The sequence below is a fragment of the Bradyrhizobium uaiense genome (genome assembly GCF_010811875.1).
Taxonomy (GTDB): domain Bacteria; phylum Pseudomonadota; class Alphaproteobacteria; order Rhizobiales; family Xanthobacteraceae; genus Bradyrhizobium; species Bradyrhizobium uaiense.
Window position 1 is genome coordinate 1 of record NZ_VKHP01000028.1, and the last position, 19,312, is coordinate 19,312.

General features: G+C 61.0%; 23 protein-coding genes and 2 pseudogenes. 13 read left to right on the top strand and 12 right to left on the bottom strand.

The window, feature by feature from the left end:
- Positions 1-132: 132 nt before the first annotated feature.
- Positions 133-867: pseudogene (locus FNJ47_RS09785) on the bottom strand (poly-beta-hydroxybutyrate polymerase N-terminal domain-containing protein); the annotation flags it as partial.
- Positions 868-944: 77 nt separating this feature from the next.
- On the opposite strand from FNJ47_RS09785, the gene FNJ47_RS09790 reads away from it, so the two are divergent.
- Positions 945-1,232 carry a hypothetical protein gene (locus tag FNJ47_RS09790; protein ID WP_163152876.1) on the top strand — a complete coding sequence of 96 codons (288 nt, stop codon included), beginning with the start codon at positions 945-947 and terminating at the stop codon, positions 1,230-1,232.
- Between the two features lie 17 nt (positions 1,233-1,249).
- Here the strand turns inward: FNJ47_RS09790 and FNJ47_RS09795 are convergent, their stop codons facing one another.
- Together FNJ47_RS09795 and phbB are read right to left on the bottom strand one after the other, a co-directional pair.
- Positions 1,250-1,729: a CBS domain-containing protein gene (locus FNJ47_RS09795; RefSeq protein ID WP_163152877.1), complete on the bottom strand. Its 480-nt coding sequence runs from the start codon at positions 1,727-1,729 to the stop codon at positions 1,250-1,252.
- A gap of 15 nt (positions 1,730-1,744) precedes the next feature.
- Positions 1,745-2,470: an acetoacetyl-CoA reductase gene (phbB, locus tag FNJ47_RS09800; protein WP_163152878.1), complete on the bottom strand. Its 726-nt coding sequence runs from the start codon at positions 2,468-2,470 to the stop codon at positions 1,745-1,747.
- A 161-nt stretch (positions 2,471-2,631) separates the two neighbouring features.
- Here phbB and FNJ47_RS09805 point away from each other — a divergent pair, with 161 nt between their 5' ends.
- From FNJ47_RS09805 to hemN, 6 genes are all read left to right on the top strand, one after another.
- Positions 2,632-3,468: a universal stress protein gene (locus tag FNJ47_RS09805; protein WP_163152879.1), complete on the top strand. Its 837-nt coding sequence runs from the start codon at positions 2,632-2,634 to the stop codon at positions 3,466-3,468.
- Positions 3,469-3,495: 27 nt separating this feature from the next.
- Positions 3,496-3,840: a c-type cytochrome gene (locus FNJ47_RS09810; RefSeq protein WP_163152880.1), complete on the top strand. Its 345-nt coding sequence runs from the start codon at positions 3,496-3,498 to the stop codon at positions 3,838-3,840.
- A 64-nt stretch (positions 3,841-3,904) separates the two neighbouring features.
- Positions 3,905-4,627: a CBS domain-containing protein gene (locus FNJ47_RS09815; RefSeq protein WP_163152881.1), complete on the top strand. Its 723-nt coding sequence runs from the start codon at positions 3,905-3,907 to the stop codon at positions 4,625-4,627.
- Between the two features lie 25 nt (positions 4,628-4,652).
- Positions 4,653-4,814 carry a hypothetical protein gene (locus FNJ47_RS09820; RefSeq protein ID WP_163152882.1) on the top strand — a complete coding sequence of 54 codons (162 nt, stop codon included), beginning with the start codon at positions 4,653-4,655 and terminating at the stop codon, positions 4,812-4,814.
- 177 nt (positions 4,815-4,991) lie between these two features.
- Positions 4,992-5,669: a helix-turn-helix domain-containing protein gene (locus FNJ47_RS09825; protein WP_175068365.1), complete on the top strand. Its 678-nt coding sequence runs from the start codon at positions 4,992-4,994 to the stop codon at positions 5,667-5,669.
- Between the two features lie 52 nt (positions 5,670-5,721).
- A complete protein-coding gene (gene hemN, locus FNJ47_RS09830) occupies positions 5,722-7,074 on the top strand; it encodes an oxygen-independent coproporphyrinogen III oxidase (RefSeq protein WP_163152883.1) in 1,353 nt (450 codons plus the stop codon).
- 43 nt (positions 7,075-7,117) lie between these two features.
- On the opposite strand, the gene FNJ47_RS09835 is transcribed toward hemN, so the two are convergent.
- The gene (locus FNJ47_RS09835; RefSeq protein WP_163152884.1) at positions 7,118-8,311 is read right to left on the bottom strand and encodes an OpgC domain-containing protein; all 1,194 of its coding nucleotides are present in this window, start codon (positions 8,309-8,311) and stop codon (positions 7,118-7,120) included.
- Between the two features lie 180 nt (positions 8,312-8,491).
- Between FNJ47_RS09835 and FNJ47_RS09840 the strand changes: the two genes are divergently transcribed.
- Entirely contained in the window at positions 8,492-9,229 is a 738-nt protein-coding gene (locus tag FNJ47_RS09840; protein ID WP_163152885.1) for a CBS domain-containing protein, read from the top strand.
- A 647-nt stretch (positions 9,230-9,876) separates the two neighbouring features.
- Here the strand turns inward: FNJ47_RS09840 and FNJ47_RS09845 are convergent.
- From FNJ47_RS09845 to FNJ47_RS09855, 3 genes and pseudogenes are all read right to left on the bottom strand, one after another.
- Entirely contained in the window at positions 9,877-10,137 is a 261-nt protein-coding gene (locus FNJ47_RS09845) for a hypothetical protein (RefSeq protein WP_163152886.1), read from the bottom strand.
- A gap of 16 nt (positions 10,138-10,153) precedes the next feature.
- Positions 10,154-10,363 (bottom strand): YgaP family membrane protein, encoded by a 210-nt coding sequence (locus FNJ47_RS09850; RefSeq protein WP_165445628.1) that lies wholly within the window; start codon positions 10,361-10,363, stop codon positions 10,154-10,156.
- Between the two features lie 542 nt (positions 10,364-10,905).
- Positions 10,906-11,278 (bottom strand): annotated as a pseudogene (locus FNJ47_RS09855) (carboxymuconolactone decarboxylase family protein).
- 291 nt (positions 11,279-11,569) lie between these two features.
- Here FNJ47_RS09855 and FNJ47_RS09860 point away from each other — a divergent pair.
- The 3 genes from FNJ47_RS09860 (at position 11,570) to FNJ47_RS09870 (ending at position 13,379) form a co-directional block, all read left to right on the top strand.
- The gene (locus tag FNJ47_RS09860; protein ID WP_163152888.1) at positions 11,570-12,301 is read left to right on the top strand and encodes a CBS domain-containing protein; all 732 of its coding nucleotides are present in this window, start codon (positions 11,570-11,572) and stop codon (positions 12,299-12,301) included.
- A 44-nt stretch (positions 12,302-12,345) separates the two neighbouring features.
- Positions 12,346-12,591, top strand: a complete 246-nt coding sequence (locus FNJ47_RS09865) for a hypothetical protein (protein WP_163152875.1) — start codon at positions 12,346-12,348, stop codon at positions 12,589-12,591.
- A gap of 68 nt (positions 12,592-12,659) precedes the next feature.
- Positions 12,660-13,379 carry a CBS domain-containing protein gene (locus FNJ47_RS09870; RefSeq protein ID WP_163152889.1) on the top strand — a complete coding sequence of 240 codons (720 nt, stop codon included), beginning with the start codon at positions 12,660-12,662 and terminating at the stop codon, positions 13,377-13,379.
- Positions 13,380-13,433: 54 nt separating this feature from the next.
- Here the strand turns inward: FNJ47_RS09870 and FNJ47_RS09875 are convergent, their stop codons facing one another.
- Genes FNJ47_RS09875 through FNJ47_RS09890 form a run of 4 tightly spaced genes read right to left on the bottom strand, consistent with a single transcriptional unit; the run spans position 13,434 to position 16,680 of the window.
- Entirely contained in the window at positions 13,434-14,909 is a 1,476-nt protein-coding gene (locus tag FNJ47_RS09875; RefSeq protein WP_347341647.1) for an MBL fold metallo-hydrolase, read from the bottom strand.
- Positions 14,910-14,923: 14 nt separating this feature from the next.
- Positions 14,924-15,835: an LOG family protein gene (locus FNJ47_RS09880; RefSeq protein WP_165445629.1), complete on the bottom strand. Its 912-nt coding sequence runs from the start codon at positions 15,833-15,835 to the stop codon at positions 14,924-14,926.
- Positions 15,828-16,253, bottom strand: a complete 426-nt coding sequence (locus FNJ47_RS09885) for a hypothetical protein (protein WP_163152890.1) — start codon at positions 16,251-16,253, stop codon at positions 15,828-15,830. Before FNJ47_RS09885 ends, FNJ47_RS09880 begins: the two co-directional genes overlap by 8 nt.
- Positions 16,219-16,680: a CBS domain-containing protein gene (locus tag FNJ47_RS09890; RefSeq protein ID WP_163152891.1), complete on the bottom strand. Its 462-nt coding sequence runs from the start codon at positions 16,678-16,680 to the stop codon at positions 16,219-16,221. The genes FNJ47_RS09885 and FNJ47_RS09890 overlap by 35 nt, the downstream gene beginning before the upstream one ends.
- A gap of 338 nt (positions 16,681-17,018) precedes the next feature.
- Between FNJ47_RS09890 and FNJ47_RS09895 the strand changes: the two genes are divergently transcribed.
- Together FNJ47_RS09895 and FNJ47_RS09900 are read left to right on the top strand one after the other, a co-directional pair.
- A complete protein-coding gene (locus FNJ47_RS09895) occupies positions 17,019-17,645 on the top strand; it encodes a LysE family translocator (RefSeq protein WP_163152892.1) in 627 nt (208 codons plus the stop codon).
- 164 nt (positions 17,646-17,809) lie between these two features.
- Complete coding sequence (locus FNJ47_RS09900; protein ID WP_165445630.1) at positions 17,810-18,496, top strand: CBS domain-containing protein; 687 nt, start codon at positions 17,810-17,812, stop codon at positions 18,494-18,496.
- Between the two features lie 87 nt (positions 18,497-18,583).
- Here FNJ47_RS09900 and FNJ47_RS09905 read toward each other — a convergent pair whose 3' ends face one another.
- Positions 18,584-19,231 (bottom strand): S1C family serine protease, encoded by a 648-nt coding sequence (locus FNJ47_RS09905; protein ID WP_235999730.1) that lies wholly within the window; start codon positions 19,229-19,231, stop codon positions 18,584-18,586.
- Positions 19,232-19,312: the final 81 nt, after the last annotated feature.

Consider the following 19,312-nt stretch of genomic DNA (forward strand, 5'->3'; position numbering starts at 1 on the left):
GTATTACATCCTCGATCTCTCGCCGCAGAATTCGCTGGTCCGGTTCCTGGTCGAGCGCGGCTTCACCGTGTTCATGATCCACGCCGGCACGATCAACACCGGCTCGGGGCAAACGTCGGCTGTTGCAGGCGCGTACTGGATGAGCTCGATCAGCTCATTCCGGTAGACAACCTTGCCTTTGGTCACGGCAACGTCCTTCCCAACCACAAACGGAGCAGGTCCGGGTTGTTTGGCGGTCAACTGGTCCCTGCAATCCTCCAGCCAGTTATGCCAGCCCGACACGAAGTTGCCGCCCCCCGAATCCATTGCCTCGCGCAGCACCTCGGGATTGCTGAACGCAAAGTTGGACGGAGCAACGACGTCGAGGCATTGCCGGATGGTGAAATCCACGACCGCTGCATTTGCTTTCGAGACGCCGTGCAGGCCGCTGGTCGCCGACTGCCACCATTGCTCCGCCAGCAGGAACGCCTGAGCCATGACGTTGAAGGCCGACAACGTCCAATCCTGGCCGGCAAACCGGTTGTCACCTGGTTGAGGCTTGACCATGAACCAGGGCTGCCAGGCCGCGTGCGGCGTCGACACCATGCGCGCGAAACGCGATGCATCAGCAAGTGCACTCAAGCCCAGTTGAAGCCGTCTACCGGGTGAGGCCGCCAGATGGAGTTGCCAATCAGCGAAAGCGAGCGCAAGGCTCGCCGGTGAAAGCCCGCCGGTCCATCGAGCCATTGCCGCGTGAACGAGTTGGTCGAGCGATTCAGTACCCGTCAATGGCTCGCTTTCGGGCTGAACTGAAGCAGGTGCCCCGGCACCTGTCACATCGTCGTTAGCAGGAGATGCGGGCTGGTCGAGAACTGCCTGGACTGTCATCGCTCGCCTCCGAGGTGGAATCGCTTCCGCCCAAGCGCCACGATCTCCGCGTCGGTCGGGTGATCGCTCGACTCAACATGCAAATTGAGGTCGGGCCGCTCCGCCCTGAGATACTGCGTCAGTTCGGCCTTCTCGATACCTGGACCGATGACGAGCAAATCGCTGCAACGGCTCACGGCCTCGCCCACCCTGGCGAGGAATGTGGCGTCGGCCTGGACGCGGCCATCGCCGATCATATTCGCCTTGTGATGCAGATGCTGCGACGCCAAATGCGCATGGACGGTTGTCGTGGCGACGCCCGTCAATCCAACGCCGAAAACCCTCGCAACAAGGTGGTCGATCCAAACGACGGCGTGCGCATGTGATTGCAGGGTCATCTCGCTCATGAAGTAGCTCCGGTACCTTCTTTCTCTGCTTCTCTCAATCGGCGCGCCAATGCCGCAAGCAGCTCCCTGCGGCTGACAATACCGACGACGGTTCCGGCGCCGAGCACCGGAATCTGGGCGACATTGTAGATATCCATCTGCGCGACGACGTCCTCGATCGATGCCTCGACATCGACGGTGATCGGCGAGCTACTCATGAGCGAGCCGACCTGCTGCGTGCGCATGCGTTCGCGTTCGGGTGTATTCTCCGCAATGCCGAGCAGCGACTCCAGCCAGTTTCCGGACGGGGGACTGATGCCGAGCTCGTCACGGTGAAGGAAATCGCCCTCCGAAACCACGCCGACGAGGTCGCCGGCGTCATCAATTACCGGCAGGCCGCGCTGATCGGTCTCAAGCAGCAGTTCGACGGCATAGAGCACAGTGGCGGTCGGTTTGACCGTCGCGAACGAACTGCGCATTACATCGGTTGCGAGCATAGTCGTCGCTCCCCTTCAACACATGTGCTGGCCGCCATTGATCGACAGCGTCGACCCGGTGATGAACCCCGCTTCGTCGGCGGCAAGAAAGGCGACGACACGGGCAATCTCTTCCGGCTGTCCCAGCCGCCCGACCGGGATCTGCGGCAGAATGGAGTTCTGCATGACATCTGCCGGCACCGCGGACAGCATCTCGGTATTGATATAGCCCGGGCAGATCGCGTTCACCGTGATCCCAAATCGCGCGCTTTCAAGCGCGAGCGCGCGAGTGAAGCCGAGCTCGGCGGCCTTCGCGGCTGCATAATTCGTCTGGCCGATTTGACCCTTCTGCCCGTTGATCGACGAGATGTTGATGATCCGACCGAACTTGCGCGCCCGCATGCCCTCGATAAGGGCCCGGCACATGTTGAATAGCGAATCGAGATCGGTTCGGATCACCGCGTCCCATTGCGGCTTCGTCATGCGATGCAGTGTGGCGTCGCGCACGATACCGGCGTTATTGACCAGGATGTCGATCGGGCCCAACGCCGCCTCCACCTCGCGAACGCCGGCTGCACAGGCCTGAAAGTTCGCCACATCCCACTGGAATACGGGAATTCCGGTCTGATCCTGAAACGACCACGCGGCCTCCGCATTTCCGGCATAGCTGGCCGCCACCCGGCATCCGGCAGCAGCGAGGGCCCGCGAAATCGCTGCGCCAATTCCTCTGCTTCCACCTGTAACCAACGCAACGCGCGCCATGCCGGCCCTCCAAACTGGGCACAACATTTGCGCGAAGGAGCGCTCAATGAATTGATCTCGCTCAATCAGAATCCACGAACGCGCATGAGGCAGATCAAATTGGCTCGCCTCGACCCGTGCTTTGATGGCACTTGCTTTTACACCCTTTTGGAGAATGGCCCATGTTCAAGAACATCCTGGTCCACATTCCGACGGAGCTGTCGCCACGTCCTGCGATCGACGGATCGGTCTCGCTCGCGCTCGGCACCGGTGCCCATCTGGACGCAATGGCAATCGGCTACGAGACTGCCAGCGTGCCGTTGGTCGTTGAAGGGGGCGCGGCGGTCGCTTCGCTGTACGAGGTCGAACACGAACAGGCACTCGAACGCGCCGATGCGGCGCTGCGGGTCTTCGACATCGAGGCGCGGAATGCGGGGATATCCTACACGAGCCGCGCCGTGGGTGCGCTCCCCATCGATGCTCGCGAGATCATCTGCGCGAACGCACGACTGCACGATCTGACAGTGGTGGTGCAGCCGCTGGGCGAATACAACAGCTACGACAACGTGATCCCGCGCGAGCTCCTGTTCCGGGCCGGTGGCCCCGTCCTTTTCATGCCATACACGTTCCACGGCGCATTTTCGGCGAAGCGCATCGGGATCTGCTGGGATGGCAGCCGGCTTGCCGCCCGCGCGCTGCATGACGCGATGCCTCTGCTACACGCAGCCGACGCTCTCGTGGTCATCGCCATTGACGGCCCTGACCCAATCCCCGCGGAAAGCTCCACCGACCATCTGGTGCACTATCTTGCAAAGGCGGGTCTTCCGGCCAAGATCACGTCGTTGCCGGCGTCCCGATCGGAAGTCCAGTCGATCCTGCTGTCGATTGCGGCGGATGAGAGCCTCGACCTTCTGGTGATGGGTGGATACGGCCACTCCCGGCTGCAGGAAACCCTGCTCGGCGGCGTGACGCGCGCCATGCTGCGCGTGATGACGGTTCCAGTCCTGATGTCCCATTGAGCGTCAATTGACCTGAGGCATACCGTCATGACGTTCCGTCATTCAGTCGGCTACGGCTTCGCCGTTGTTGTCAGCGCGATCTGCACCGCGTTGGCTCCAGCCGCCGCTGATCAAGAGCAAGGCCGTCGCCTTGCGCAGCTTTACTGCGCCCGCTGCCATGCGATCGACCGGGTGAGCCCGAGCCCGCTGAGGATAGCACCACCGTTCCGGACATTACACGAACGCTATCCAGTCGAGATGCTGCAGGAGGCGTTAGCGGAAGGGATCGTCACCGGTCATCCGACCATGCCTCAGTTCAGCTTCGAGCCCGACCAGGTGGGCGACTTTATGCTGTTCTTGAAATCTCTGGAGCGCGGCCAAACGGACCGTTGAGCCAGGTCAATATGCAGAGTGTCACGCAGCTTTATTGTTCAACTATCAACACGGAGGGTCCGACATGCGTGCGCATCAGATCATGACCAAACATATCATCGCCGTCAGCCCGCACACGAAGATCCTGGATGCGGCCAACATTATGCTGCGATGTCACCTCAGCGGGCTGCCGGTGATGGACGAAGACGGGACGCTCAGGGGCATGGTCTCCGAGGGAGATTTCCTGGAGCGCGGAGAGATCGGCACAGGGCACAAGCGCTCAGCATGGCTGGAACTGTTCACCGGCGTGGGTCGCGCGGCGACCGATTTCGTGCACGAGCGCGGCCGCAAGGTCGAAGATGTCATGACGACGAACCCGGTCACCGTCGATGAGCAGACGCCGCTCGACGAGATCGTGCATCTGATGCACAAGCACGGCGTGAAGCGGGTGCCGGTAGTGAACGGCAAGGTCATGGTCGGAATCGTTACCCGGGCGGATATCCTGCAGGCCGTCGCGTCACTGGCTCGCGAAGTGCCTGATCCGACGGCCGATGATACCCACATCCGTAAACGGATCCTGCGCGAAATCAATGCCACCGGCTGGCGGCCGGCCGGCTTCCAGGTCTGGGTGCGCAACGGCGCCGTGCATCTGCACGGCCTGATCTTCGATGACCGCGCACGTCAGGCCGCAATCGTGCTCGCCGAGAACACCTCTGGCGTCAAGGAAGTTCACGATCACCTCTGCTTCGTCGATGGCTACTCCGGCTACTACGTGGAGTCCCCGGAGGACATCAAGGCGGCTGGTTGATCAAATCGAGGAGCCCGACATGGCAATGAGTACACTAATTGTCGTTTCAGCCGTCTGTCTCATCTTCGCGATCTTTGCGCTCGTGCTCGCCCTGACCGATCGCAGCACGACGCGTTGGCTGCGCCAGCGCGACGACGAGAATCGCGCCAGCACGCGAGCCTCCTTTCCTGACAAGCACGTCGCCTGATCCAGCTCTCAATTCATGCGTTGCGAGACCGTTGTCTCGCAGCGTGCGGAGGCTTATGTCCCGCGCCTACGTATAAATACGTAAGGGGCTTCTACTTAGGGGAAATATCCAAATTTCCGAATTCAGGAGATGCGATCAATCTGTCTCCATCGATCTTCCCATCCATGGAGCGTCGCCATGCAGACCCAGACCGCAATTTCTCACGAGAACAGCCGCCACCCGACCAGCACCCTCAGCCGGCACGTGCACGTTGAGGGGCCTTTCGGCATGATCGGGACATCGATGCGATTCGCGCGCAACAGCGAGATCTATGGCGAAGACGAGGCCGCGGAATACCTCTACCAGGTCGTTTCAGGCGCCGTCCGAACCTACAAGATTCTGGAAGATGGACGTCGCCAGATCGGCGCATTCTATCTGCCCGGCGATATCTTCGGCTTCGAGGCCGGCGAGACCCATATCTCTTCGGCTGAGGCCGTCTCCGAGGCGCGGGTTATCGTGGTCAAGCGCGCCGCGCTCATGGTCCGTGCGACTCACGAAAAGGATCTGGCACGGCAGCTATGGGATGCGACGGCCCAGGAATTGCGTCGCTTCCAGGAGCACCTGATGCTCCTGATCTGCAGCGCCGAAGATCGTGTCGTCGGCTTCCTGCACGATATGGCGCGTCGCGCCGTCAAGAATGCAGCCATCGAGCTTCCAATGTCGCGACAAGATATCGCCGACTACCTCGGTCTGACGATCGAAACGGTGTCACGCACCTTTACCCAGCTCGAGCAGAGCGGCGTGATCTCACTCCCGACCTCGCGACGAGTGCAATTGCGCAACCGCGCGGTGACAAGCCGGACCATGGCGGCGTGAGAAGGACGCGCCAGGCTTCGAAAATCGGCCGCAACTGAGAGGCGGGAATCGAATGCGGTCGAATCTGGCGATCACCTACGGGCAGGACAGGCTGCCACGCTACACCAGCTACCCCACAGCGCCGCATTTTTCTGCGGAGATCGGCGAGGCTGATTACCGGACATGGCTCAGGTCGGTTCCAACTCGGCGGCCGGCCTCGATCTACCTGCATGTGCCGTTTTGCCGGTCGATGTGCTGGTACTGCGGGTGCCATACCTCCATCACCAGCCGCGACGAACCGGTGGCCATTTACGCTGCCGGCCTTCGCACCGAAGCGCATCTCGTCGCGGAGGCGATCGGTCAGCGTTTGCCGGTCTCCCACATCCATTTCGGCGGCGGCACCCCGACGGTCATGACGCCCGAAACGTTCGCCGACCTCGTCAGCGCCCTGCGCCACTCATTCTTCGTGCAGCCCGACGCCGAGATCGCCGTCGAGATCGATCCCCGCACCCTGACCGAGCCGATGGCGGAGGCGTTGGGCTACAGCGGCGTCAACCGCGCGAGCCTCGGCGTCCAGAGCTTCGATCCCGTCGTTCAGCACGCGATCAACCGCTCGCAGAGCCTTGAGCAGACCGCGGAAGCGCTCGAACGGCTGCGTCGTGCTGGCGTCGGCCGCATCAACGTCGACCTGCTCTACGGCCTGCCCGCCCAAACTGTCGATTCCTGTCTGGACACCATCGACAAATGCATCGCGCTGCGGCCCGGCCGGTTCTCCGTGTTCGGATACGCCCACATTCCATCCTTCAAGAAGCACCAACGCATGATCGACGAGGCGTCGCTGCCGGGCAGCCTCGAGCGGCATCGTCAGTCCGAAGCGATCGCGCGGGCACTCACCGATGCCGGATACGTCCGCATCGGCCTCGACCATTTCGCGCTCCCTAACGACAATCTGGCCACAGCGAAGCGCGCGGGCCGGCTGCGGCGCAACTTCCAGGGCTACACTGACGATTCTGCCGAGGTCCTGATTGGACTCGGTGCCAGCGCAATCGGCCGCATGCCGCAGGGCTTCGTGCAGAATGCAGTTGCGACACGCGATTACCTCGCGCGCATCGCCGAAGACCGACTTGCCACGGTCAAGGGCTACATGCTGACGGCGGAGGACCGTTTCCGTTCCGACATCATCGAGCGCATCATGTGCGACATGGCCGTCGACCTGCCGCGGATATGCCGCCAGCACCACCGGGATCCGAGTTCGGTTGTCGTCGATCGCTCCCGGCTCGACAAGCTTATCGCGGACGGCGCCGTGACGATGAGGGGTGACCGCCTTTGTGTCAGCAATGACGCAGAGTTCCTGGTCCGAAGCGTCGCTGCGGCGTTCGACGCTCACCTTGGCCGCACCACGGCCCGGCATAGCCGAGCGGTCTAGATAGCGACCGTCTTTGCACCAAGCGGAGCCCAGTCCGGCCCCTCTATAACAGTTTCGGATGTTGCCGGCTTCGTTTGCCGATCCAGGTCATGCATGTCGCGAACAAAACGAGCGTCGCGACCCCTGCAGCGCTCACCACGAGTTGCGCCGCGATGCTGTTGGACACCTCGGTGAGATACAAACTCGCCAGCAGGGAAAGCACGACGGCGGCACAATAGGTTTCGAGCGAACGCTCGCCGCAGCGAATTGCTCCCTTCAGACCGACCACGGCAAATCCTCGCCAATTACGTGGCACGAACCTCGCCACGACGATGGCGATCGCCAGGAAATGCAGCAACCGCGACGGGTCCAGATCGGGCTTGTTGATCGGATAGATCAACCGCTCGATGTAGCCAGGAATCGCAGACGCCAACGGCTGGATCTCCCAGCTCAATGCGATCACGAGACCAAAACAGATGTAGGCTATCGCGAGTGCAACGACGGGCCCCGAGACTATTCTCGGCCACAACATCCGATAGCCTCGAACCGCCCACCACGCCCCAAGAACGACCAGGAACTGCCAGGCAAGTGGATTGAAGTACCACTGATTGGTTGGCCACTCCGGCAAGTTCCAGCCGTACAATTGGACCAGCGCATAGATTAACGCGGAGATCATCAGAGACGCGTTTGGAAATTCCAATATTCCCCAGAGGACTGGCGCAAACAATAGATGAAAGAACACGAAGGTCGGCAAGACATCCGTGTTCACGGGACGGTATGTCAAGATAGCGGCATAGATTAGTGCTGCACCAGGATTTTGCAGCAGGACCCGCACGTTGACTTCGTCCGCCAGGCGATCGCTTCCGAAGGCGTACACGATCATGGCAAGGGCCATGGTCAGGATGAGAAAAGCTGCATAGATCTCCCAGCTTCGCAGCAATGTATGCGCGAAAACTGAGGCCCACCCGTACCGAGCGCGGACACCGTTGTAACTCAGTGCACAGGTCACGCCGGATACGAACATGAAGACTTCGGTCGCATCGCTGAAGCCGTAATGGCGCAGCGTCCACCAGCTAAAGACATTGTTGGGGATGTGATCGAGGAAAATGCACCAGAGAGCAAGACCCCGGCATAGGTCCAGCCGGAGATCGCGGTCTAGGGCCGGGCTGCCGTCGACCTGGGGATCAAAGGTCAGCGATGCGGAGCACCGACTGGCATTTCCGCCGTTCGAGCCACTGGTTGGACAACCAGAAGGCATGGTGACACTCGATCTTCGATCGGCTTACCAGGCTCGGTTGCCTGCCGTCACAGGTGACATATCAGCGCGATTACATGATCGTCCGGTTGATAAGTATCAACACACCGTGTCCTTTCCGAGAGTTAGCTGAAATGCGTCAGCTCAACTTGGAGGAATCGCACTGTGCGCGTACGGGAGATCATGTCACGGAACGTCGTCACCATCGCTGCCGATGCAGCGGTGATCGACGCCATCAAGACGATGCTGTCCCATCATTTCAGTGGCCTTCCGGTCATCGATCAGGATAGAGCGCTCGTCGGCATACTGTCGGACGGAGATTTCATCAGGCGCGTGGAAGTTGGAACGGAAAAGCGCCGCGGTCGCTGGCTTGCCATGCTCGCGGGTACAAACCAGGCCGCGCTCGACTTCGCCCGCCAACACGGTCGCAAGGTCAGTCAGATCATGTCGCCTAACCCGATCACAGTCGAGGAGGACACCCCGCTCGAGCAGGTCGTCCAACTCATGGAATCGCACGGCGTCACGCGATTTCCGGTCATGCGCGATAAAACGCTGGTCGGGATGGTTACGCGTACGGACTTCATGACCGCTGTCGCGAGCCTTCGCCTAGACGGGCTCTCCTTTTCTGGCAGTGACGATCAGATCCGCGCGGCGGTCATTGCGGCACTGGCGCATGCACCCTGGCGACCCGCTGCGCTGAACGTCAGCGTGCACGATGGTATTGTCAGCCTGCGTGGCAGCGTCCGGAGCGACAATGCGCAGAAGGCAACGATCGTTGCAGCGGAGAACGTCGGTGGCGTGAAGCGGGTCGAAGATCAGCTGGCTAGAATCGCCTACCCACCGCCGGAAGAGGACTATGGCGGCGGCGACTTTGTGTCGTTGCAGGAAGAGCCCTCCACGGAGGACGATCGACCGTTGTAGGCGCACGCGACAGACGCAGGCGTTTTATGCGAGTGGCGTTACTGCATCGGCAGATCTAGCGCCAACTCGTGTCTAGGCAGGGTTTACCTGAAACTTGCTTCCCCTGAGGATGGGTCGCACACCGTTCCGAGTGGCTTGAGCAGCATCAATCTCGCACCACGAGGCCGCACGACAGCCGCCGATGCGTTGCGGCGCTCGGTTGCCATCCAGGCAGATGTCATTCGCTGCGCTGGAGCAACGATATCCCCGCCGGCCATGCCGCACTGTTGGATGACATACGCACACGACCCACTAGCGGACCGCGGGACCGGGGTTGATCCGCATCAAGGCCGGTTTTCCTGAGGGTGCGATCCTTGCGTTGGTACGATGGACGGCCTTGACCACAGATGGATCGATCGCAGCAACAGAACGCACAGAGACTTGACGACGCGAGCGATAGGAGCGCTCGCGCCGTTACAACCCCCACACCGACGCCGACGTTCCGTCAGCCGGTGCGACGCCGGCAGCCTCGAAGCGATCCCACCGTCTCTTGGTACGGCCGTCTGCTCATTGTTGGAGCATTGCTTGTCGCCGCCGGCTGGGAAATCTTTCGGCTGCTTCTGACCATCGTCACTCTCGACTGAGGAGTCGTCGAAGGGATTTTGGGTTCAGCTGGATATTGGCGGCGCGTCCTGCACCAGCTCGGCTGAGCTATATGCGTCGGACTTCGATTTTCGGAAGTACACCGAAGCCTCTCCCGGAACGCTCACGCAACGATGCTTCCTGGCAAATTGTGCGACCTTGGCAGCAGCCACCTCATTGATCCCAAACAACCGCTCATAGTCATGGTCGGAGATACTAAAAACACCGCCAGCGCCGAGACGATCGAGTCGGGATCGCAACTCGGCAAGAGTGAGGTTTTCATTCATTCCCATTACCAGATCTCTAGACCGAGCTGGACTTCGGCCGAGAGTTGATTCCCAGCAACGTATAGAGCGGGCAGTACGAGAATGCTGTCGCGATAAGGACAAACCCGAGAGTCCCTGCGACCAGCAACCCGGCTCCAAGCGAGCCGTCTTTCACGGGATATGCGATCAAAGCCAGACCGATGATGATCCGGGCGTACTGATCGATAAGTCCGACGTTGCGTGTCATGGCAATCTGCCTCCTTTGACGCGGCTCCACTTTGAACGCACTCCGGCTCGTACCCCTTGATCGCGATCAATCCACTCGGCTGTTAGGCATGGCGACTCTGCCAAGGCTGAGCCAGGTCAAACCCGCCTCGGTCCCCTGAGCTTTCGTCGGTCGCCCGCCTAATCTGGATCCCGCCCGATGCTGCGGGCCGAGCGCGCGAGCTCCTCATATCCAGCCGCGATCTTCATGAAGTGATCGAGAATCGCCTGGTCCTGATATCGTGCGGCTAGGCGCTTCGTCCGCTCTGCCCGGGATGCCCAATATGAGGCGTCGTCCTGAGGCTTTCGGGCACGCGGCTTCTTCCGCACGACTTCATCGGCATTTTTCGCCGCTTGACGTGGTGGCTGCGCAACAGTGACGGCTTCGCTCCCGTGTTGCTGCGGCAGGCCCCGCTTGGCATATCCAGAGCACATCATACCAATCTTCCAGCCATCGAAGCACGGCAGCTCCTGTCCCTTTGGGCAGTTCGCCAACGGCCTCGCACCGCGCGAGGTTGATCCGGATCAATCCATCGCCGGCTCGGAAACCACCGCACGTTCCTGAAACTGGTCGTAAGCGCCCAGCGCGTCGGCGGCATACATCAAGGAGGGACCGCCGCCCATGTAGACCGCCATTCCGAGCGTCTCCTCGACCTCCTTGCGGCCGACCCCAAGCTTGACCAAGGCCTCGGCGTGGAAGCCGATGCAGCCGTCGCAGTGAGCGGCAACGCCAAGCGCGAGCGCGATCAATTCCTTCGTTCGGGCATCAAGCGGCGCCATTTCTGGTGGCCGCCCGCGCCATCGCCGAGAACGCTCGCATGGTTTCAGGAATGCCCGTGCGCAGCTGGCCCAGATTGCTGGAGATGTGCTTGCAGACGTCGGCATAGTCCTTTTGCATGCAACCCTCGGTCTTCGACATTAGCACTATTCAGGGGAAGGGCGGCTCCGCCGACGGGGATGCAACGGTGAACGCCGCCCTTATCCAATGCAACCCGGCAACACGATCTCGCCTCTCTGAAGGCCGTGCGTGTTCGGCTTGCCAGGACCCGCACTTTGTAACGCAGCGATCGCGCGTGACGTTTGCGCCAGATCAAACCGCACGCACTTTGCCGCTTGCGCCGGATCAACATGCCCCACCCATCAGGAGCTAAGCTGAACGCCACGCTCCAGAACGATGGGAGAACTTCGGATGTACGCGCACCAGATCATGGCCCGCAAGGTGCTCTCGACAACGCCGGACAGCACCATCCTCGACGCGGCAAACATCATGCTTCAGCACCGCGTCAGCGGGCTCCCAGTGGTCGACCACGACGGCACCCTCGTCGGCATCATCACGGAAGGCGATTTTCTTCATCGCAGCGAGCTCGGCACCGGACGGAAGCGCAACTGGTTGATGACCTTCATCCTCGGACCGGGAAAATGGGCCGAGGACTACGTACTCGAGCATGGACGCAAGGTCTCTGAGATCATGACCCGCGCGCCATTTACCGTGGCCGAGGATGCACCGCTGACAACGGTCGTCGAACTGATGGAGAAGAACAATGTCAAACGGCTCCCGGTGGTTCGCGGCGGCAAGCTTGTCGGCATCATCACCCGCAGCAATCTGCTGCGAACGGTGGCGCGCCTTGCACGCGACATACCTGCTCCGACCGAAAACGACGACCAGATCCGGCGGCGTATCCTCGACGAGATCGAGGGGAACGCCTGGTGCCCGTTGGGACTCAGTGTCATCGTCCGGGGCGGCATCGTCCACTTAAGCGGCTTGATTACCGAAAGCAGATTTCGCAAGGCCGCGATCGTCGCGGCCGAGAACGTTCCCGGAGTCATCGAGGTGCATGATCACCTCTGCTGGGGCGATAGTTTCTCGGGCTTCTACCTGAAATCGCCGGACGATCAGGGGCTGGAGAAGCAGGCTCACTAGAAGCGACTTGACGAGCAACATCCCAGATGCGTCATGAACGTTTGATGGCGCAGACAAATCTCCAAATAGCTCGTCGCTTTATTGATCCAGAGCAACGCCATTCCGCTGCGATGCGTTCAACTTTGAACGACCGCGCATTCGGAGTTTCTGCAATGGCCATTGAAACAGCGAAGGCTATTATGATGATTTTCCTGTTCGGATCGCTTTTGATCGCCATCCACATGTGGGAACGCATCGCGACGAAACGACTGAGAGCATTGGCGCTACGTCGCGCTCGCTCGCCCGGCTGAGCCTCGTCAGAAGGAGCGCCGCGCGAAAGCTACTAATTTGGAATCGACAAGCTCCATCGGAGGCATTGATGCGCGCCCATCAGATCATGACGAAGAATGTCGTCACCGTCACGCCCCGGACCGCAATCGAGGACGCCGCCAACATCATGCTTCGAAACCACGTCAGCGGCCTGCCGGTCGTCGACGGCGGCAAGTTGGTGGGAATAGTGTCGGAAAGCGACTTCCTGCGCCGCGGCGAGATCGGGACCGGGCGCAAGCGTTCGGCCATTCTCCAGTTCCTGTTCGGATCCGGCCGCGCAGCCGACGACTTCGTCCACGAGCGCGGTCGCAGGATCGAGGACGTGATGACACTGGATCCGGTCACGGTCAAAGAACAAACGCCGCTCGAGGAGCTGGTGCGCCTGATGGAGAAAAAGGACATCAAGCGGTTACCCGTGATGCGCGGCAAGGAACTTGTCGGCATCGTGACCCGGTCAAATCTGCTCCAGGCCGTGGCCAGTCTGGCGCACGAGATTCCGGATCCGACCGTGGACGACGATCATATCCGCGATCGTGTCCTACGGCAGGTCGACGCCGCGAGCTGGCATCCCATCGGATTCGAGGTGACCGTCCGCAACGGCGTTGTCCATTTGCATGGCATCGCCACCAGTGACCATGCGCGCGAGGCGACCATTGTGGCCGCGGAGAACACCGCTGGCGTCAAGGAGGTGCACGATCACCTCTGCTTCGTGGATACCTATACCGGCTTCTACGTTGAATCTCCCGAGGACAAGAGGGCTACGCGCTGAAACGACCAAGAACTCGCTTGGCCGAGGATCGTCCGGCTCATCTTCGCAGACCGCCTATAGATCGAATACGTCGCCCAGACGCGGTAGCTCCACCCGCTGTCCGTCCAAATGCGCAGCGAGCGCCTGCATCGCGGGCTCTTCGCCATGAACCAGGAAGGTCGCCTCCCATCCCTCGATCGCGCGTCGCCATGCGAGCAGTTCCGGCTGATCGGCGTGAGCTGAAAATCCGTTGATCGTGTAGACCGCGCTGCGAACCGCAATGTCCTCGCCGAACAGCCGCACCGACTTGGCCCCATCGATAATCTGCCGCGCAATCGTTCCCGAGGCGGCGTATCCGACGAATACGATCGCCGATTCCTTGCGCCAGATGTTGTGCCGGAGATGATGGCGAATTCTGCCGCCCGTGCACATCCCGGACCCGGCCATGATGACGGCACCGCCCGTTATCCTGTTGATAGCGACCGAATCAGCACTCTCGCGGACGAGACGCAGATTTGCCGGCTGCAGCGGATCCCGGCCCTCACGAAACATGGAGGCGGCCTCGGAGCTCAGACATTCGGGATGCCGCTTGAATATCTCGGTCGCCGAGATCGCCATCGGCGAATCCAGGAAGATTGGCATGGCTGGCGGCAACCTGCTGCACGCCACCCCCTGGCGCAGGGCATAGAGGATCTCCTGGGCGCGCTCGAGCGCGAAGGTCGGGATGATGACGTTGCCACCGCGCGCCAGCGTGCTGCTGACCGCGCCGTAGAGCTCCTCGATGGAGTCTTGCAGCGACCGATGGCGCCTGTCACCATACGTCGATTCCATGACGATAATGTCGGCGCGAGCGGGAGGGCTCGGCAGCCGCAGCAGCGGGCGACCCGCGTTGCCAAGATCGCCCGAGAACAGCACCGAACGCGTGCGGTCGTGCTCGGCAGCCTCGATCAGGATGCTCGCGGAGCCCAGGATATGGCCGGCATCGAAGAAGGTCGCGCGGAGTCCCTCTGCGAGTTGCAGCGCCTGTCCATACTCTGCCGTCCTTCCAAATCGATCGAAGCAATCAAGCGCTTCGACGACGCTGTAGAGCGGCGAAGGCGGATCCTCTTCCCCACGCCTGCGCCATTGGCGGGCTCTCCGCTGCGCGTCCTCCTCCTGAAGATGTGCGGCATCGACCAACACGAGACGGGCCAATTCGCGACTGGCCGGAGTCGAGATCACCTCGCCTCTGAACCCTCGCTTGGCGAGCAATGGAATCCTGCCGCAGTGATCCAGGTGGGCATGGGTCAGCAGAACATAGTCGATGGTTGCAGGATCGAACCCGAAAGCGGCGATGTTCTCTTCCACCAGGTCGCGGCTTCCCTGAAAAAGACCGCAATCGACCAGGATGCGACGATTCAGGCATTCGACCAGGTGACAGGACCCGGTCACCGCTCGATCGGCGCCATGAAAGGATAGCTTCACGATTCGACCTCTCGATTGATCGACCGGTCTCGTGAGGCGTCGTCGGCTTCGAACGGAAGAAGCGGCTGGCCCGCCGCCTGGTACCACCGCAGAATGCCTTGCTAGGCTTCCTCGGCGGACTCTGCAAACCAAAACAGGTCCCGGTCTTCCGGATCGATGACACCCTCCTCGACGAGGAAGTCTGGATCAAACGCGCGACGCCAATACGACTCGCCGACCAGCACGACCGGCACCGGCGCGATCTTTCGGGTTTGCGCCAATGACAGCACTTCGAACAGTTCGTCCATCGTGCCAAACCCGCCCGGGAATGCCACCAGCGCCCGCGCGCGCATCAGGAGATGCAACTTTCGCATCGCAAAATAGTGAAACCTGAAGCAGAGCTCGGGCGTGACATATTGGTTCGGGTCCTGCTCCTTCGGAAGCGTGATGTTCAGTCCGATCGACTGGGCCCCGACGTCGCGCGCACCCCGGTTGGCTGCTTCCATGATGCCCGGGCCGCTACCGGTCATGATCATGAGGCGGCCACCGATGGCCTTTTCGCCCGCGGCACCGACGATCTGGCCGAACTCGCGCGCGATCCTGTAATACTTGCTCTTCGCCGCAATACTCCGTGCCGTCTTGAGACGGCGCTGCAAATCGTCATCATCGGGATTCAACGAGAGCTCGTCAGCTATCGAGACGACGGCCCGACGGGCCGCTTGTGCTTCGCAGATGCGAGTGCTGCCAAAGACGACGATCGTATGAGCGATCTGATGTTCCCGGAGCAGGGTCTCGGCCTTGAGGAAATCAAGTTGGAGACGGATGCCGCGTGCAGCTTCGCTCTGCAGGAAATCTCCGTCCCGATCCGCCTCTTGGTAGCTTGGCGATTGCAGGATGCTGCGCAGAAGGCTGGGCGCGCGACTGTCCTCCTCCGCGTCCTGGGGCTGCTCTCCCGGGAATGCCGCGATCCTGTCGACACGGTAGGCCCGCCTCGGGTTCGGACGAGCCGATGGCAGATCGCGTTCGTCAGTCATGCGCCGGCATGCCGTCCGTCTCGGAGGATGTGAGCGCCATAGCGTCCTTCAGGGCCTCACGAACCTCGTCGTCTTCCAACGCATCCAGCAGCCAGCGACGATCAGCCGACCTCTCGCAACCACTATCTGCTTCATATTTCACAGGTTGCTCGACGGCCAGCAACTTCATTCGGTCAGTCATGGCGAACCTCATCAGCGCTCGATGGACACTGCCAGCATCCGCGATCGCCTCCACGGAAACCTTGAGCAGGGTCAATTCAGCGATAGCTTTCCTTGAGGGGCAAGGCACGGCATGAGCCTGCTTCTTGCTGTTCTTGCACTCGACCGGAAGCGCGCTCGGATCAATCGCGCGCCCCACAACTGGCTGCCAGGCGGTCTCCGCATCAGTCGCCCTCGGATCGCGCGAGTATTCGCTCAAGCGCGGTGATCAGCTGCACGCGGCCAACGATGCCAACGACACGAGTATCCCGCAGGACCATGACTTGCGATATCTGATGCTTGTCCATTTCGACAACGATCTCGTCCACAGTCGCGCATTCATCGACGCAAACGGGCTTGCGGCTCATCACGGCGTCGACACTCAGGGCCCGAGTCCGCTCGCGGACCAGCCGCCCCTCCTCTCTGCTCAGCAGCCATTCGAGCCAAAAGCCCTCTGGCCAATGCACGCCGAGTTCGCGGCGGTGAAGGAAGTCGCCCTCGGAGATAACACCGATCAGCGCCCCTGAGCCATCGAGCACAGGCAAGCCGCGCTGGCCGGTTTCCAGCAATAGACGAACGGCATCGAGCAATGGCGCGGCGGGTTTGATCGTCACGAACGACGTACGCATGACATCCAACGCCAACATGGCAAACTCCCTAGAGTTTTTTTGTACGCGATGATCCGCCAGCATCGATCAAAAACGGAAGGCCGGGCTGACCTGGATCAATAAACCGCGCAGCTTTTGTAACCGCTGGTTTTCGCCGCAGGATCGCTCTGCGGGTTGTCAGCTCACATGGGCAGCGCCGGTAGAGGATGGGACCGCCAGCCCGATTGCCCACGTCGAAAGCTACTCGCAGAAGCTCGCGGCTGTTGCCGCCCTTGCCGGCAGCACCCACGTAAGCTCGAAATGGAAAATTTGACCGTGATCAAGCCATCAAACCAACATCTAGGGCAATCCCGCCTCGGAAACGCACGGATCGAACCATGGGTGGAAACTCTCTATTTGCTTTCGCACTCACGGCCACGCTCATCGAACTGACACCGGGACCTAACATGGGCTATCTCGCGGTACTGGCCGTTTCGGTCGGTCGGCGAGCCGGTCTTGCCGCAACGGCTGGTGTCGCCTGCGGCTTGTTAGGAGTTGGGATCGCATCATCCCTCGGCCTTGCAGCTCTCGTGGCGGCCTCCACCCCGCTTTACGAAGCCCTTCGCTGGGGTGGCGCGCTCTACCTGCTTTGGCTTGCCTGGCAAGGATGGCGCGATGCTCCGCAAGAGATCGTCAAGCCAGTCGATGCGGCGGCGCACTCCAAATTCTTCTTCAGGGGCTTGATTACCAATCTACTCAATCCCAAGGCCGGCGTTTTCTATCTATCGATTTTTCCGACGTTCATCGATGAGGCACGGCCACTGCTTCAGCAGACAGCGATCCTGCTGACGACGTACATTGCAATAGCTACCGCAATTCATGCGGCTGTCGTGATTTCAGCGAACGCCATCCGGCCAACCATCGAAAAGCGGGCAAACACAATGCTCATCGGGCGGATAATGGCAGTGTTGCTGGCCGTTGTCGCAATCTGGCTGTTCTATACGACGAGACGGACTTACTCTTGAACTCGCTCTTGAGACACGGTTGGCCGTACAGCGTCTATCGTATAGGTGCCGCGAGCGCCTCCACACTAGGGCCAGGGAACTCCGAATCGATTGATCGGGGTCAAATCACGCATCCGCGCGATCCCGCAGGATGCGACATCTTCCCGTCTACAGAGAGCACGATCATGCAAGCACGCGACGTCATGGTGTCACCCGTCATTACGGTGGACTCCAACGCAACGGTTCGGCTCGTCGCTTCCCTGCTGCTCCAGCACCGCATCAGCGCCGTCCCCGTTGTGGGCAAGGACAGCGAACTCGTCGGGATCGTCACGGAAAGCGACTTGATGCATCGGACTGAAGCGGGCACCGAGCGACCGTATTCGTGGTGGCTGCGGCTTCTGGTCGGAGACGCACAAATGGCGTCCGACTACGTGAAATCCCATGCGGTCAAGATCTCAGACATCATGACCCGCAAGGTCGTGACCGCAACGCCGGAGACGCCTCTGCATGAAATTGCGATGCTGCTCGAAAAACATGGCATCAAGCGCATACCCATCGTCGATGAAACCGGCCACCTCGTCGGCATCGTCAGCCGGGCCAATCTGCTCCAGGCTGTCGCGAGCGCCCGGCCGAAGCTGGAGATATCACCCGCCGATTCCGTCATCAGAAAGAAATTGCTCGGCGAGCTTCGCGGGCAACCATGGGCACACACATTCAATCTGACCGCGACCGTACAGAACGGCGTCGTCGACCTGTGGGGATATGCGCCAACCGCCGCCGAGCGCACGGCGATCCGGATTGCCGCCGAGGCAATCCCCGGTGTCGTTGCTGTGAACGATCACCTTCTGGAAACGCCGATCATGGTCTACTGATCTCGGTGCACGATCATTGAGCGGCCACCATTCAGCCTGCTGATCAAATCGGTCGCACCTCAAAACGATCCGCGATCCGTGGAACGCCTAATTCATTCTGATGTAGAGACGATCGATGGCATCGGAGGGAATAGCGAGGCCAAAGGCGCGCTCGGATTCAGTCTCATCGGCGCCGGCGGCAACAATGCCGATCACTTCGCCCCGCAGATTGAATAGCGCTCCGCCTGAACTGCCGCGATCCAGCAAGGCGTCGGTCTGAATGAGATCCTGGCAGGGGATGCCAGGCCGCGAACGATGCAGAGCGCTGACAATGCCGAAGCTAACGCTTGGAGCGGATCCCGAGGAGCCGCCGACCGCAAGGACGAAATCCCCGGGCTCGGCGTCGATCGATCGACCGACGCGGGCTGCGGTCAGGCCGGAGGCCGAAATTCTCAGCATCGCCAGGTCATATCTCTCGTCAGCCACCACGAATCTGGCGTCAAGCTGGCGCCCGTCGGACAATCGGACCGCAAGTGTCTTGGCACCGCTGACCAGATGGTTGGTTGTTACGATCAATCCGGACTCCGCCTTGATGATGACGCCCGCACCATACACGTCGTTCGTCGTGCGAGGCGGTCCATTGGGAAGCTCGGCACCAGAGTCCATTGACCGGGCGGCTGCTGTAGTCTCCGTGCTGACCCTTATGCCGACGACACTTTGGATGACCTTCCCGACCAGGGGCGCAAGCGGTTGCATATCCCGGATTTCCCCTGATTGCACTTGCCCCGGCCAGAGCAGGAGCATCCACGTCATAACGACGAGGAATGACGACAGGCG